Annotated in this window: 15 protein-coding genes; 3 read left to right on the forward strand and 12 right to left on the reverse strand. The window is 42.9% G+C overall.

Annotation, left to right across the window (positions count from 1 at the left end; translation table 11 throughout):
* Positions 1-80 precede the first annotated feature (80 nt).
* Positions 81-1,508 (reverse strand): dihydrolipoyl dehydrogenase, encoded by a 1,428-nt coding sequence (lpdA, locus tag ACIFSR_RS14290; protein ID WP_430057922.1) that lies wholly within the window; start codon positions 1,506-1,508, stop codon positions 81-83.
* Positions 1,509-1,724: 216 nt separating this feature from the next.
* Between lpdA and ACIFSR_RS14295 the strand changes: the two genes are divergently transcribed.
* On the forward strand, positions 1,725-2,018 hold the full coding sequence (locus ACIFSR_RS14295) for a DUF2627 domain-containing protein (RefSeq protein ID WP_430057924.1): 294 nt from the start codon (positions 1,725-1,727) through the stop codon (positions 2,016-2,018).
* Between the two features lie 91 nt (positions 2,019-2,109).
* Here ACIFSR_RS14295 and coaD read toward each other — a convergent pair whose 3' ends face one another.
* On the reverse strand, positions 2,110-2,592 hold the full coding sequence (gene coaD / locus ACIFSR_RS14300) for a pantetheine-phosphate adenylyltransferase (RefSeq protein WP_076267027.1): 483 nt from the start codon (positions 2,590-2,592) through the stop codon (positions 2,110-2,112).
* A gap of 136 nt (positions 2,593-2,728) precedes the next feature.
* Here coaD and ACIFSR_RS14305 point away from each other — a divergent pair, with 136 nt between their 5' ends.
* Entirely contained in the window at positions 2,729-2,896 is a 168-nt protein-coding gene (locus tag ACIFSR_RS14305) for a mechanosensitive ion channel protein MscL (RefSeq protein ID WP_144376707.1), read from the forward strand.
* A 291-nt stretch (positions 2,897-3,187) separates the two neighbouring features.
* On the forward strand, positions 3,188-4,408 hold the full coding sequence (locus ACIFSR_RS14310) for a GNAT family N-acetyltransferase (protein WP_430057925.1): 1,221 nt from the start codon (positions 3,188-3,190) through the stop codon (positions 4,406-4,408).
* A gap of 750 nt (positions 4,409-5,158) precedes the next feature.
* Here ACIFSR_RS14310 and spo0A read toward each other — a convergent pair.
* The 10 genes from spo0A to xseA all read right to left on the reverse strand — a co-directional run bounded on the left by spo0A (position 5,159) and on the right by xseA (position 15,957).
* A complete protein-coding gene (gene spo0A / locus ACIFSR_RS14315; protein ID WP_076266965.1) occupies positions 5,159-5,971 on the reverse strand; it encodes a sporulation transcription factor Spo0A in 813 nt (270 codons plus the stop codon).
* A 297-nt stretch (positions 5,972-6,268) separates the two neighbouring features.
* Positions 6,269-7,597 carry a SpoIVB peptidase gene (spoIVB, locus tag ACIFSR_RS14320; protein WP_076266964.1) on the reverse strand — a complete coding sequence of 443 codons (1,329 nt, stop codon included), beginning with the start codon at positions 7,595-7,597 and terminating at the stop codon, positions 6,269-6,271.
* A gap of 123 nt (positions 7,598-7,720) precedes the next feature.
* Positions 7,721-9,433: a DNA repair protein RecN gene (gene recN / locus ACIFSR_RS14325; RefSeq protein ID WP_339203349.1), complete on the reverse strand. Its 1,713-nt coding sequence runs from the start codon at positions 9,431-9,433 to the stop codon at positions 7,721-7,723.
* A gap of 16 nt (positions 9,434-9,449) precedes the next feature.
* Positions 9,450-9,902, reverse strand: a complete 453-nt coding sequence (gene ahrC, locus ACIFSR_RS14330) for a transcriptional regulator AhrC/ArgR (protein ID WP_076266962.1) — start codon at positions 9,900-9,902, stop codon at positions 9,450-9,452.
* 16 nt (positions 9,903-9,918) lie between these two features.
* Entirely contained in the window at positions 9,919-10,386 is a 468-nt protein-coding gene (locus ACIFSR_RS14335) for a hypothetical protein (protein ID WP_339203351.1), read from the reverse strand.
* A gap of 179 nt (positions 10,387-10,565) precedes the next feature.
* Complete coding sequence (locus ACIFSR_RS14340) at positions 10,566-11,399, reverse strand: TlyA family RNA methyltransferase (protein ID WP_339203352.1); 834 nt, start codon at positions 11,397-11,399, stop codon at positions 10,566-10,568.
* Between the two features lie 16 nt (positions 11,400-11,415).
* Positions 11,416-13,314: a 1-deoxy-D-xylulose-5-phosphate synthase gene (gene dxs / locus ACIFSR_RS14345; protein WP_076267073.1), complete on the reverse strand. Its 1,899-nt coding sequence runs from the start codon at positions 13,312-13,314 to the stop codon at positions 11,416-11,418.
* Positions 13,315-13,431: 117 nt separating this feature from the next.
* A complete protein-coding gene (locus ACIFSR_RS14350) occupies positions 13,432-14,346 on the reverse strand; it encodes a polyprenyl synthetase family protein (RefSeq protein ID WP_430057929.1) in 915 nt (304 codons plus the stop codon).
* Positions 14,347-14,348: 2 nt separating this feature from the next.
* Positions 14,349-14,603 carry an exodeoxyribonuclease VII small subunit gene (xseB, locus tag ACIFSR_RS14355; RefSeq protein ID WP_076266958.1) on the reverse strand — a complete coding sequence of 85 codons (255 nt, stop codon included), beginning with the start codon at positions 14,601-14,603 and terminating at the stop codon, positions 14,349-14,351.
* On the reverse strand, positions 14,581-15,957 hold the full coding sequence (gene xseA, locus ACIFSR_RS14360) for an exodeoxyribonuclease VII large subunit (protein WP_430057930.1): 1,377 nt from the start codon (positions 15,955-15,957) through the stop codon (positions 14,581-14,583). Before xseA ends, xseB begins: the two co-directional genes overlap by 23 nt.
* Between the last annotated feature and the right edge of the window lies 1 nt (position 15,958).

Below are 15,958 nucleotides of genomic sequence, written 5' to 3' on the forward strand. Positions count from 1 at the left end.
TGCGCGCTATTATAACCTGGTACTAAGACTTGATCATATATATTATAACTCCAATTGAACCAAAAAGAAAACAGTCTTCATTAGAACGATATCGCTCTATCATCTACGGCGAGCATCGCTTCTCCCAGCGCCTCTGAAAGCGTCGGATGAGGATGGATCATTTGGCCAACTTCCCAAGGTGTTGCGTTCAGAATTCCAGCGAGTGCTGCTTCTGATATTAGATCCGTTGCATGAGCACCAATCATATGAACACCAACAATATCGTTGGTCTTCCGATCAGCGATTACCTTGACGAATCCTTCTTTCTCTCCTAAAACAATAGCCTTGCCAATCGCTTGAAACGGAATTTTACCCGTCTTGATGTCATGCCCTTTCGCGCGTGCTCCATCCTCTGTCAAGCCGTAAGAAGCAATTTCCGGACGGGAATAGATGCACCTTGGTATCAAATGAGCTTCAATCGCAACGGGTTTCTCACCGCAAATATGCTCGGCTGCAATTATACCCTCATGCGCAGCAGCATGAGCGAGCTGAACACCGCCAATAACATCGCCAATGGCATAAATATGCGGCTCGCTCGTTTGACCGAACGCATTGACCTCGATCACACCGCCCGATGTGCGAACATCGGTATTTTCAAGGCCCATGTTTTCCACATTCGCTTGGCGTCCTACGGATACCAATAGCTTTTCTGCAGTCAATATGACATCACCGTCTTGCGTAGCTGCAACGATAGACACTTCACCGTTTTCGCCTTTGTATTGATCGGTCTGCAGTTGAACGCCAGTCAGAACACGTACACCACGTCCACGCAGCACTCTTGTCAGCTCAGCTGAAACCTCTGTATCTTCACCAGGCAAAAGGCGAGAGCCCGCTTCTACCAAAATAACTTGTACGCCAAAATCATGCAGAAGTGAAGCCCATTCAACACCGATAACCCCGCCGCCGACAATAATAACGGATTTTGGTAGTTTGTCCATAACTAACGCTTCATCACTGGTCATTATATATTCGCCGTCTGGTGTTAAACCTGGCAATGTACGAGGACGAGATCCTGTAGCAATAATGAGATTAGTGGATACAACCGATTCCATTTCACCGTCCGGTAGCTCAACGGCTAATGAGCCACTTTTTGGAGAGAAGATTGAAGGACCGATGACTCTGCCCTTGCCTTGAATAATTTGAATGCCATTCTTTTTCATTAGGCTTTGAAGTCCACGATAGAGCTGCTCTACGGTTTGATCCTTACGTTCTTGTACTTTGCCATAGTTGAGCGATATCGCCCCATCAGCTACTTGGATGCCAAATGAGCTTGCTTCAAGCAGTGTTGAATATACCTCAGCGCTTCGAAGCAGCGATTTACTCGGAATACATCCTTTATGTAAGCATGTGCCGCCAAGCTTGTCCATTTCGATAATGGCAACCGATTTTCCTAATTGTGCAGCACGAATGGCTGCTGTATAACCGCCAGGCCCGCCTCCGAGCACTGCTACATCTACCTGTATAGCCATAAAATCATTCCCTTCTAATAACCATAACTATATACTTTTTTTGCCTATTCATATAACTCTCAAAGATGCCCATTCGCATTGTAACATGTCATCCATCCCTATTGTACCTGTTTTTAATGACGAAAACATCGTCGTTTTACGAAATAGACACTCTACACGTAAAAAGGTATGATAGAGCTAACTGTATATTTTGACCGATAAGGAGACACTGTATTTATGAAATTAGTTGCTGCTCGCTTTATTGCTATCCTCATGCTCGTTATTCCAGGCTTACTTGCTTGCTTCGGTTTTCTGAAAATGAAAGATTCGTTATTCGTGTATTTCTCTGAATTCGGAAATGAAACCATTACGCCAGATTTTGAATGGCTCAAATTTTTACTTGGATTTATAATGTTCGCTGCAGGTGCAGGTTTTATCGCGGGCTGGACTTTTTTTCGCGACCGCAAACGGAACTACGTTGCTCCTAGGTTCAAGCAGAAACGTCCTCGTCCGCCAAAGCCACAAAGCTAGTTTTATACAACAATCATAATTAAAACCGCTCATGTTCGGATCGTTTTGATCCTAGCTTGGCGGTTTTTTTGTATGATGAATTCGTAAAAAACTAGGTATAATCCACGTAATCAAGCATTTGCGCATACGCTTTTGGAACCATATACGAAGCTGCCAGCTCCGTCTTATCAGACATAAGAAACATTCTAACGAGCGAGCTGCTCGTTTGCATGTAATGCGTGTATGGAGATAAATAAATCGTATCCGCCAACGTAGTATTACGAATATATTGCTCAAGCTGCAGTTCATATTCTAGGTCAGTTGCATTTCTAATTCCCCGTATGACCACGTTAATATCATGCTCATTTATATAGTCAGCCACAATGCCTTCATAAGGAATAATATGGATTTTATCATCCTTTGGCACAGATAAAGCGACAAGCTCCGTACGCTGCTCAATCGTAAAATGATGTTTTTTTGATCGATTATTGGCGACTATAATATGAACCTCACTAAATAATTGAAAGGCTCTCTCTATAACGGACACATGCCCAAGTGTAATCGGGTCAAAACTTCCTGCGTAAACGGCTCTCATCCTGTCACCTCTCCTTGGATATTTTACATAGCGATGATGCTTTCCAAAAAAAATTACAATACTCCGCATTTCAATTTATGATCTCATCATACAACAACACTATTATGAAATTAACCAAAAGAAATGAGGTGCAATCATGAAAATTGTATTCGATGTTACCGTAGATGGAAAAGTAAAAGAGACAATCCAGCCACAAACGCAGCGCCTTAAAGAAATTCATAGCTTTATAAAAGCAGAATCGCATGGTTTAATCAAGAAATATGGCAGCAACGTTTATTTAAACCGCAGAGTTGTTTACAACTGAGGCATCCTTGATGGCCTTTTTTTTTTGAAAAAAATCCATTTTATATTCAATTTTCAACTCCTCCAACCTCGATACCTACTTAACGCACATCCATACCTGTTTTTGATTAAGCAGATCAATTGTAGGACATCCTCAGCATATAGAAAACTTTTCACCATTCGCCAATAAACATTTTGAATCAGCAAATTCGAATCATGTGCTGCATTCCCTTCCAAATAGGGCAAATTTGTTTGCACTTCTAAGGGATGGTACACTACTTGGATATGTTTAAATAAATGGAGGTTGTCACCTATGAGTCGACGGAAATTGCATGACAGACTCAAGTTAAAAAAAATCGAAACCCAGCATGGCGAGCAGTTCAACAATTTATTGCGCTATGTTTTTCAAGTGACCAATCGCGATTTACAAACCTTTGGCTGGGAAAACAGAGAGATTGCAAAGGCCAAACTTCCCGTACTTCAGTATGCCGATGTTCAAGGGTGGTTTGATGGCGATAAACTTATATCTCAGCTTGCTGTATATCCCTTTCAGGTAAACATCTACGGACATATTTATGAAATGGGTGGACTGACAGGTGTCGGAACCTATCCCGAATATGCCAATTTGGGCTTGATGAATAAGCTCATGCTGCTTGCCTTAAGTAAAATGCGTGAGCGGAAACAATCGATCTCTTACTTATACCCCTACTCAATTCCTTATTACAGACGTAAAGGCTGGGAGATCATTTCCGATAAAATTTCTTTTGAGGTTCCGGACACCCAACTGCCTAAGCTGAAAAACGTGCCTGGTCATGTAGAACGTGTAACCATTGAACATCCGGACATCAAAACAATATATGAGCAATTTGCCCGCTTGCACCATGGTGCAATGCTGCGAAACGAGCTCGCTTGGGAAGAATATTTGCGCTGGGATTTAGATGATATGACTGTAGCGATCTATTACGACAATAACGACGCACCTATGGGGTATTTGCTGTATTGGATTGCCGAAGAGATCTTTCACATGAAAGAAATGATCTATATTAACGAAGAGGCACGCACTGGATTATGGAACTTTGTCAGTGCCCATTTCTCAATGATTACGCTTGTAAAAGGGGATATCTATCAGGATGAGCCTCTTGCATTTATATTGGACGACGGGGATATTAAAGAAACCATTGCTCCTTATTACATGGCACGAATTGTAGATATCGTATTGTTCATCGAGCAATATCCATTCGAATCGCAGGAAAAGGAAAGCCGACTCGTTATCAATCTCCATGATCCTATGCTTGAATGGAATCAAGGAACCTTCACCCTAACGGTAGACACAAACGGAAAAGGCCATATGACACATGGCGGCATCGCACCATCGGTAGTTATCGACATTCCCGCTTTAACAACGATGCTAATGGGTTACAAGCGGCCAACCTATCTTGCACGAATTGGCCGTATGCAAGCCGATGACGCGTCCATTCGTAAACTGGAGCAATTGATTAATCAGGAACGTCCGTATTTCTCTGATTATTTCTGAGAACAGGATTTGTAATTTTAAATAAGCACCTATTTTCCTGAGGAAATGAGGTGCTTATTTTTTTCCTTTTACCCGTTATGATAGCTTTTTATGCGATACGACTTACGATGCACCATTACCAACCGTAACGAACCCCATAAACCTTATTTGACTTCATTTCCTCAATATCTTAATGTAACGAACTCTAGCATTCTTATTTCTTTAATTTGGTATCTTTTCTTGATCAAAAGTGACTAATAGCGTTGCTATGATTCGTTAAAATCTTTAAACATCTATTTCCGTAAACATAAGCTCTTTATGGTTCGTTAGAATCTACACAACGGGAAACCTGACAGTTTGAGCCCAACTTACACAATAAATCCTTATTAATTCGTCATTCTCTCTTACGATCACCAACAAGCCAAAAACTAGTTTACTAAAACCTTTATCAATAATTTACGTATAATCTCCTTGACTGCATAACTCACATCATGTTCTATTTAGCTTTTTAAAATAACCCCTTAATATAAGATCATTCTTTAATACTCCAAATTTTTAATATAATAACAATTTAATATTTATTATAAATTTTGTCATGTAGCCCCACAAAAAAATCCACTCCTCTTATGGGGTTTAAAGCCCAATAAAGCAGTGGATTCAAATCATATCGAACTTAAAATGACCTAGTTGAAAGGTATGATGTCACACAATAACTAGATTACGGATAGTTATTAAAAACGAGTTTTCCTTTAACGATTCTCCCTTCTACGTTCAGCTAACTTTATGCTCAATCCTCAGCTTATCAGCCACCATCGCGATAAACTCGCTATTAGTAGGCTTTGATTTGCTGATGTTGATCGTATAGCCAAACAAGTGAGAGATGCTGTCGATGTTGCCGCGAGTCCAAGCCACTTCAATGGCATGGCGGATAGCGCGTTCAACGCGAGATGGCGTTGTTTTGAATTTCTCAGCAATGGCAGGATAAAGTGTTTTTGTGATGGCACCAAGAATTTCGATATTGTTATAAACCATCGTTATCGCTTCACGCAAGTACTGGTAACCTTTAATATGAGCAGGTACTCCGATTTCATGAATGATGCTCGTAATGTTGGCATCGAGGTTTTTCCCTTTAGGGATAGGAACGACGTTGGATTTCATTGAAGAGGAGCTAGTTGTGAAGCTGCCAGTTGACGAGTAAGTTGGGTTCCCAACAAGCTGACGAATACGATTAGCTAAAATATCCATGTCAAACGGCTTCAAAATATAATAGGAAGCACCAAGCTGTACCGCTTTTTGAGTAATGTTCTCTTGGCCGAAAGCAGTCAGCATAATGATCTTGGGCATAGGAGATAGGTTAATTTCTTTCAACCGTTCAAGTACACCTAGTCCATCCAAATGAGGCATAATAATATCAAGGATAAGCACATCAGGAACTTTTCTTGCTTCCTCCAGATGTCTTAAAACCTCTTCTCCATTATACGCGACTCCACTCACACTCATATCACTTTGTTCGGATATGTATTCCGATAACAAGTTAGTAAATTCCCGGTTGTCATCTGCTAATAATACTTCGATCTTATGCAAGTTGTGGTCCTCCCTTAAATGATATTCATGATTTCGCTCACTAGTTGTCTAATCTAAAGTTTTCGACATGTGGAGTTCAATTCCTTCTGTCGAAAATTATTTTTCTTTATTTTTTTACGGGGATTCGATATAATAAAAAATTTATTACATGTACCGATGATGTTCGTTCTTCTTCGACAAATTTCATTGCTCATTTACGCATTGACGCGGTTTTTAGATAAATGAATTTAATTAAAAATAACGCCCGCCTAAGCTGCTGTTCAGCTCAAGTGGGCGTTATTTTCTAATAGCAAGCCATTATGCAGCTTCGCCGATATGTCCGTTTGCCGACTTCAGCAGTACTCCTGCATCCTGCAGCATCCATTCGATAAAGCAGCCATATCCTGAAGAGGGATCATTAACGAATACATGAGTGACAGCTCCAACTAATTTGCCATCTTGAATGATCGGACTACCCGACATCCCTTGAACGATACCCCCGGTTTTGCTTAACAATCTTTTGTCCGTTATCTTAATAACCAAACCTTTTGTTGCTGGACCAGATTGCTTTGATACATGCACGATTTCAATATCAAAGCGCTCAACCTTCTGTCCATTCACAACAGTCAAAATTTGCGCTGGCCCTTCCTTAACATCTTCAGCAAATGCGACAGGAACAGATTTATCACTGTAACTGTGAGTAGGAACTTCATTCATTTTGCCGAAAATGCCAAACGGAGTGTTACGCTCAACATTGCCTAATATTTTGCTTTCTTTCACAAAATGCGCTCTTTTTTCTCCCGGCTCGCCATTTTGGCTTTTGTTAATGGACGTAACGCTGGACTGTAAAATCTGGCCTTCGCCAACATCAATCGGAGTTTGTGTGTCCATATCCGTGATAACATGGCCTAATGCTCCATAAACACCCTGATCTGGGGCATAAAACGTTAATGTACCTACACCTGCTGCTGAATCACGGATATATAAACCTAACCGCCATGCCTTATCTTCCGCATCAAATACTGGATTTAAAAGCGTCTTGCCTAATTGCCCATCTCGCTTATAGGTTACTTCAAGCGGCTTCTTCTCATTGCCAGCCTTCTCACTTAGCTCCGCAATCCTGTTTACTTGATTAATGCTTGTACCATCAATCTTCACAATTAAATCGCCTAAACGCAGTCCTGCGGCCTCACCAGGGGATTGTTTCATGCCGTTGCTGCCAGCTACCTGATGATGTCCTACAACTAAAATGCCCGATGATTTAACTTTGACTCCAATCGTTTGACCGCCTGGAATGACACGGAGATCAGGTACAACATTAACCTTTACAGTCTTGAATGGAATTTTACCAAATAATTTCACTTTCATTTTCGTTTGACCGCTTTGACTCGACTGCAGTGACAGTGGTTCATTCAAATTTACGGATAAAGAATGACTGGTTGATCCGTTAATCTGAAGCATTTGAGGGTCGACCGTTACTTCAGCATGAACGGGCACTCCATATTGTAAACGTTTCAGTTGCCCGGAGAATAAACGAAGTTCATTCGGGATTGCGGCAAAATGTTGAAACGGGGTGGAGCTTCCGATCATGCAAATGAAGAAAACGAGAACCAGGCCAAACCATCGCTTCCTTTGACTGGAGTTCAATGATTTCACGCTCCCTGTATTTCCATCGCATGACGAAGAAGGATAAGTCGCCAATGGCGTACCTTTAAGTTACCCTCACCCGTTCGTTTTATGTCCACAAAAACATTCCCTAATTGGCTTCCATTACGCTCCTTTCTGTCTATGTGCCAAATCAAGCATTTCTTGTGCATGATTCCGTGTTTTTTCCGTTACTTCCACTCCGCCAAGCATACGTGCAAGCTCCTCGATGCGTACAGCTTCAAGCAGTTCCGATACAGATGTAGATGTACGCGAACCAATGACTTGTTTTCTTATTTCATAATGATGATCTGCCATGCAAGCAACCTGAGGCAAGTGGGTTATAGAGAATACTTGGCACTTCGATGCAAGCTGTGACATTTTCTCTGCGATAGCCTGAGCAGCACGTCCGCTGACGCCTGTATCAACCTCATCAAAAATAAGTACAGGAACTTGATCAATTTCTGCGAAAATGCTCTTAAGGGCGAGCATAATTCGCGACATTTCTCCCCCAGAAGCAATCTTGCTTAACTGCTTCAACGGCTCTCCTGGGTTTGTAGAAAGCATAAAGATCGCTTCATCCATACCATTGCTATGCAAGCGAATCTGCTTTGTTTCACCCGCTCCTCCGACTGTCGTATCGATTTGCACACGAAACTTAGCAGCTGGCATTTGAAGCTGTCCTAGCTCATTCTCAATCGCTTCAGACAGCTTTGTCGCTGCATGCTCCCGAAGCTGCGACAATTCCTGTGCCAAAATCAGCGCTTGATCATAAAGCTTCATTTCCTCTGCTTTAAGCTCTTCAAGAAGTTGATCACGGTTCTCGATCTTGTCACGATCCACAATTGTCCTCTCTAAATAAGTAAGTATATCGGGTATTGTTTCCCCGTATTTGCGCTTCATACTATTTATTAAATCAAGTCTGTCTTCAACCTGCGAGAGCTGATCAGGATCAGACTCAATGCCATCACGATAATCACGAAGCTGGAATGCAGCATCTTCAGCTTGATAAAAGGCAGATTGAAGCTGTTCAAGAAGTGGATTTAGTTTCGCTGCATCATAAGTTTGAATATCTATCAGCTTAGCTACTGCTTTGCTAACCATATCAAGCCCTTTGCCTCCATACAAAAGCGAATAGGCCTCCGATACGGCGTCCATTCTCTTCCCTGCATACAATAGCTTGCGCCTCTGCTCTGTTAGAAGCTCATCTTCCAACGGCTTAAGCTGTGCATTCGTAATTTCTTCAATTTGAAAACGATATAAATCAAGCATTTGCACATTGTGTCTAGTCGAATTTTCCAGCTCGCGCAATGATGCTCTTGCCTGCTGCAGCTGTGAAAATATGGTCCGATATATCTGCTTCCGTTCAATTAGCAAATCTCCAGCAAATAGATCTAGCCACTCTAAATGCTGTTCTGTTCGTAGAAGTGATTGATGCTCATGCTGACCATGAATATTGACAAGGCATTCGCCAATTTCCCTTAGCATCGTCATTGTAACGAGCTGCCCATTCACACGGCTGCTGCTCTTACCATTTGCAGACAGCTCTCTTCGTATTACTAACATCTCTTCACAGGATGCATGTACACCAAGTTTGTTCAGAACGATCCATACAGGATGATTTTGTGGAAGGTCAAATAAAGCTTCCATTTCAGCTTTATCACAACCATACCGTACCATGTCTGCGGAGCCTCTACCGCCGACCAGCAAGCTTAGCGCATCAATAAGAATCGATTTACCTGCTCCTGTCTCTCCTGTCAATACATGAAATCCATGATGAAATGTAACGTTTACTTCTTCAATTACCGCTAAATTCCTTATCGACAACTCACGCAGCATGGTTCTGATATCCTCCTTAGTTCAATAGCTCAAGTAATCGTTCTACTACTTCATTGCTTTGCTTCTTGGTTCTGCAAATCATCAAGATCGTATCGTCTCCGCAGATAGTACCCATTACTTCAGTCCACTCCATATTATCAACCAATGCACAAATGGTATTTGCTGTCCCTGGCAAACATTTCATAACAACAAGATTATCTGTAAAGTCAATATGTACAAAATGGTCAAGCAAAGCCCGCTTCAGCTTATGAATTGGATTTTGCTTCTGATGCTCTTGCGGAATGGAATACTTATATTTACCTTCACCTGCAGGCACTTTAATTAGCATTAATTCCTTCATATCGCGTGATACGGTCGCTTGCGTTACTTGCATACCTGTCGTACGAAGCGCTTCTACAAGCTCCTCTTGTGTTTCAATCACACTATTGCTAATAATTTCTTTGATTCGATATTGACGAAGCCCCTTCATAAAAAACCTCCATGAGTTATTGGTCTGCGATGTGAAACGTGACTTTGCGAATCAACTTCTCCCTTGCGTCCACGAATAAAATTCCGTCGCATTCGGGCAAAAGCAGCGAATACACAAGCAAACGATCTCTTACACCGCTCGGCGACCAGTCAATTGGCATCCGGTCACGAGCAGTTTTCACTATATACGTGCAATTATTCATTTCCGCAATATAATCAATGTATAACCGGCTTCCCTTTCCAAGCGGAACATCATCAAGCTTGATTGGAATCGGAACTAAATGTTTTCCTGAAGTTACTTCGTACCCAGCTTGCTCCAGCAACAATATATTTTCATCATCTACTGAAAGAGTACCGCCCTTGCCGAGCGTAAGCCGACTAACGCTTGCAGGCTCATGCAGCCAGCGGTGAAACACTCTGAACAGCCACAATACGAACAAACATCCAGCGACCAGCATGATCGCCCAATCACCATAGGTTCCCATCAGCATCCCCCATTCGCAAATGGATTGTATACTTATTCGTTCGCTATGCTGGGGGCATTTTCCTGTTTATGTCGATTGCCGAACGTTTGTTTGCTTTTCTATAGTTTAACAAATGGAGCACTATGCTGTAAAGTAAAAAAGATGCCGGCAGTTATGACTCTGCCAGGCACCTTTCTCATTTATTTATTCGTTGTAAAGGTTTCATTTGCTTGTTTCACTAGCTCCGCTAATGCGTTGTCATCGGGTACAGCTGAATTTGGTTCAGCAGACCAATGCCAATAAGCTAAAAATTCAATATTGCCTTCTCCACCCGTAATTGGAGAGAACGTAATATCCTGCAATGAAAAACCAATCTCAGCTGCTCCAGTCAAAACGGTGCGAAGTACGTCTCTGTGCACGCCAGAGTCACGTACAACTCCAGATTTACCTACTTTCTCACGCCCAGCCTCGAATTGCGGCTTAATTAAAGCTACAATACCGGAACCAACCGTTAATAACGTAGATAAAGCAGGCAATATATGTTTTAACGAAATAAAGGATACGTCAATTGTTGCAAATGTTGGCGGTGGCCCAACTAAATCAGCTGGCTGCGTATAACGAAAATTAGTTCGCTCCATAACGTGAACGCGTTCATCTTGTCTTAGCGACCAATCAAGTTGGTTATATCCAACATCAATAGCATATACATATGATGCCCCATTTTGTAATGCGCAGTCGGTAAAGCCACCGGTTGATGCACCGATATCGAGCATAACGCGTTCGCGCAAATCAATATTAAACACTCGAATCGCTTTTTCCAGCTTTAGCCCGCCTCGGCTAACATAAGGATGAAGCGCGCCCTTTACCTTAATGTCTGCCGAACGTGCCACCTTCATACCGCTTTTGTCAACAGGCTCGTCATTTACTAGCACAAGACCCGCCATCAAAGCCGCTTTTGCCTTTTCTCTACTTTCATAAAAGCCGCGCTCAACAAGCAATACGTCTATTCGTTCTTTAGCTGTTGTTGTTGTCATCTTTCACCCTCAGACGTTACTGTTTGCCAGTAACTCGTTTCATGCGCCTTGGCTGCATCGTTTTTAATTCAGTTGCAACTCTCTCAGCCGTTAAACCAATTTCTTTGCGTTGTTCTTTAATTGATCCGTGTTCAACGAATACATCAGGTACCCCAATGATCCGAATAGTTAAGCCGTAAATGCCTTTGAGTGAGAAGAACTCAAGAACTGAGCTGCCAAAACCGCCAAGCTCTGCATTTTCCTCAAGCACAATCATATGCCTTCCTTCTGCAGCAAACGATAATAGCATCTTTTCATCAAGCGGCTTAATAAACCGAGCATTTACAATTTGAACATTGATGCCTTCACGCTTGAGAAGGTCTGCAGCTTCTTCAGCAACCTGCAGCATCGGTCCAATGGCCATAATGACGGTGGAGTCGCCTTCGCGAACGGTTTCCCACTTGCCTATAGGCAAAACTTGCGGATCTGCTTCCATCTCTACGCCTAATCCTGCAATGCGCGGATAACGAACAGCTATTGGTCCATCATTATATTCTACGGCGGTCTTGAGCATTCGTCTTAGCTCATTCTCATCCTTAGGCATCATAATGACCAAATTTGGTATATGTCTTAAGAATGAAATATCATAAACACCATGATGTGTTTCACCATCCGGGCCAACGAATCCAGCACGGTCTATGGCAAATATAACATTCAGGTTCTGACGGCAAATATCATGAACGACTTGATCATATGCTCGCTGCAAGAAAGTCGAATACACTGCAAACACAGGTTTCATGCCTTCAATCGCTAAAGCAGCAGACATGGTAGCTGCATGTTGTTCTGCTATGCCCACATCGATCATTCGATTCGGAAATCTTGCTGCGAATGGCAGCAAACCAGAACCGCCCGGCATTGCTGGAGTAACAGCAACGATGCGCTCATCCTTCTCAGCAAGCTCAATTAGCATCTGACCAAAAACGTCAGTATATACTGGCGGGCCAACTGCTTTGACAACTTGGCCTGATTCAATTTTGTATGGCGTGATGCCATGCCATTTGAACGAATCTGCTTCGGCAGGAGAATAACCCTTGCCTTTCACAGTCAATACATGGACTAAAACAGGTCCTGGCATTGCATCCGCTTGACGCATAATATCAATCACTTGCTCGATATCATGTCCGTCTACTGGACCCAGGTAAGTAAATCCAAATTGCTCGAACAATATGCCACTAACGAGCAAATATTTTAAGCTGTCTTTGAAACGTTCAGCTGTCTTAGCAAGCTTCCCGCCGATTGCCGGGATTTTGTTGAGCAGCTGTTGAAGCTCATCCTTAGCTTTATGATAATGACGATCTGTACGGATTTTCCCTAAATAGTGATGCAATGCACCCACATTTGGAGCAATGGACATCTCATTATCGTTCAAGACAACGATTAAGTTCTTGTTCTCGTGTCCGATATGATTAAGCGCTTCTAAGGCCATACCGCCAGTTAAAGCACCGTCGCCTATAACTGCAACTACACGATTGCTCTCACCCTTAAGATCACGAGCAAGCGCCATACCCATAGCGGCAGACAATGATGTACTGCTATGTCCAGCTTCCCAAACATCATGTTCGCTTTCTGAACGTTTGACGAAACCGCATAAACCTTTATATTGACGCAGCGTATCAAACCGATCCATACGACCGGTTAAAATTTTATGAACGTAGGATTGATGACCTACATCAAAAATAAACTTATCTTCTGGACTATTAAATAAATAATGCATGGCTAGGGTCAGCTCAACGACTCCTAAGTTAGGAGCGAGATGACCACCCGTAACGGAAAGCTTCTCAATAAGGAACTGACGGATTTCAGCGGCCAGTTGCTCTAGCTGAGCGGTTGTCAAAGCTTTCAAATCTTGAGGTCCGTTAATCTGGTCAAGCAGCACGTTACTTTCCTCGCTTTCGCGGACAGCATTTATTGCTGTCCCATGTACATCTACATTTTTCCTATTATAGCATACCGAGCTTTTTTTCCCAACCAAAATGGAAAAAGCATCACATACTCAATGATCGCGCCCAACAAGATAATCTGCAATTTCAAGCAGTCGATCTGGAGCTATGAACTCCGCTTCCAGCACTGCAGACTTCGCTTCCTGGGTAAGCCGTTCAACTTGAGCTTTGCTTTCTTCTATTCCGATAAGGAACGGATAGGTTACTTTATTTTGCTGAACATCACTATTCGTCTTCTTACCCAGCTTTATCTCGTCCCCAATCAAATCCAAAATATCATCCTGAATTTGAAAAGCAAGACCGATGTTGCGTCCGTAAATCGCGAGCAGTTCAAGCTGCTTTTCTGTTGCTCCGCCAATACGGCCGCCAGCCATAACCGAGAAGGCAATAAGATCACTTGTTTTATGAAGATGAATATACTCTAGTTCATGAATTGACGTGATGCCTTGCTCACCTAGCATATCGGCAACTTGACCGCCTACCATCCCGGGAGCTCCTGCTAATTTAGCCAAATCTTCCACAATGGCAAGCGCAACATCTGCTGCGACACCGCCTTGACGAGCTGCTTGTGGAATTAAATGAAAGGCGTGCGTCAGAAGCGCATCCCCGGCTAATATCGCCATTGCTTCACCAAAAACCTTGTGGTTGGTTGGCTTGCCTCTTCGGAAATCATCATCATCCATAGCTGGCAAATCATCATGCACTAACGAATAGGTGTGTATAAACTCTACGGCACAAGCAACAGGCATAGCAGCATTCAATGTTTCTGGCTTATTGAAAACAGCTTCTGCGGCTGCAATAACGAGTGCTGGTCTTAAGCGTTTCCCACCTGCTTCAAGGGAATAAAGCATTGCGTCCCTCAGTCGTAGGGGAACATCCCATGAGCTTGGTAACGATTGTTTTAGCGAAGCTTCAATAAGCTCCGTGGTTTGCGATAAATATGCTTTTATTGCTGCCCTCTCGCTCAAGCTTATTCCCCTTTATTCTCGATTGCATCTGCAAACGTTTTTTTCTGGAAGCCTTGCTCTGTTTCAATCAATAGCTCGATTTTTTGCTCAACTTGCTCAAGTTTACCCCCGCAAAGCTGCGAAAGCTTCATTCCTTCTTGGAATAACTCAATCGCTGTCTCAAGAGGAACATCGCCATTCTCAAGCTTAGATACAATAGAATCTAGTCGTTCCATTGCTTGCTCAAAAGTGAGCTCACTTTGATTCGTTGCTGCCATCCATTTGATCTCCTCTCAATGAACCTACATGACAATCTAGCTGACCGTCTGCTACTTTCACCTTTACGATGTCGCCTACTTTCACATCGCGAATCGATTTGATTAATCGTTGCTCTTGCTCATCATACACAAGGCTGTAACCTCTAGACATAACTTTTAAAGGACTTAAGGCATCAAGCTGCTTCATAGAGGTATAAAGCTTGTTTTTCCTGTCTTTAACAGAATTATTCATTGCACTCTCTAGCTGCTTCGTCGCTGTCTGCCACCGTTTGGCTGCGAAAGCTACCCGCTCGCCAGGATGATGGGCAGAAAGTGTAGCTTGCTGCCTTGCCAATCTTATATGACTACGTTCTGTAATTCGTTTTGTTCGCTGAACGAGCTGCTCTGACAATCGATCGAGCCGTTCTGCCTGTTCAAGCAGATACCTGCGCGGATGCAAGAAAAAAGGTGAACGCCTTATGCGCTGCAGCTTCTCCTTCTCATCACTTACACGGTAACGAATTCCTTGTACTAGACGCTGCTGCTGGCGATTCAGCTGCTGCTTCAATTCGGAAATGCTCGGAACAGCGAGCTCTGCCGCAGCTGTAGGTGTGGCGGCACGCAAATCAGCGACAAAATCAGCAATCGTGAAATCTGTTTCATGGCCTACCGCACTAATTATCGGAATCTGCGAGTTCGATATGCTTCGAGCAACGGATTCTTCATTGAAAGCCCAGAGCTCTTCTAATGATCCGCCGCCGCGCCCTACAATTAATACGTCGGCTTCGCCGAAACGGTTCATTGCTTCGATCGCTTTTACAATAGCAGGTGCTGCCCCAGTCCCTTGAACGAGCACAGGATAAACATATATCGGTATTAATGGGTAACGGCGCTGCAAAGTAATAATAATATCACGTACAGCTGCACCCGTTGGCGATGTGATAACTCCAATAGCCTTTGGAAAAAGCGGAATCGCCAGTTTGCGCGACTCTGCGAAGAGCCCTTCATTGCTCAGCTTGCTCTTAAGCTGTTCAAACGCTAGATACAAGCTCCCAATACCGTCAGGCTGCATCGAATTAACATAAAATTGATAATTGCCGTCGCGCTCATAAACCGTTATATTCCCTCTAGCAATTACCTTTGTACCTTCCTTAGGTATAAACGGAAGCCGCTGGTTATGGGATGCGAACATTATGGATTTGATCCGGCTGTCGCTATCTTTCAGCGTAAAATACATATGTCCGCTTGAATGATGTGTAAAATTGGAAATTTCACCGCGCAGCCAAATATCGCCAAGCAGTGTATCCGACTCCATTTTCATGCGAATATACCGATTAAGCTCTTTTATGGAATAAATTCGAGGCTGATCAGCCATG

The sequence above is a fragment of the Paenibacillus sp. NRS-1760 genome, from assembly GCF_050467785.1.
In the GTDB taxonomy this organism is placed as follows: Bacteria; Bacillota; Bacilli; order Paenibacillales; family Paenibacillaceae; genus Pristimantibacillus.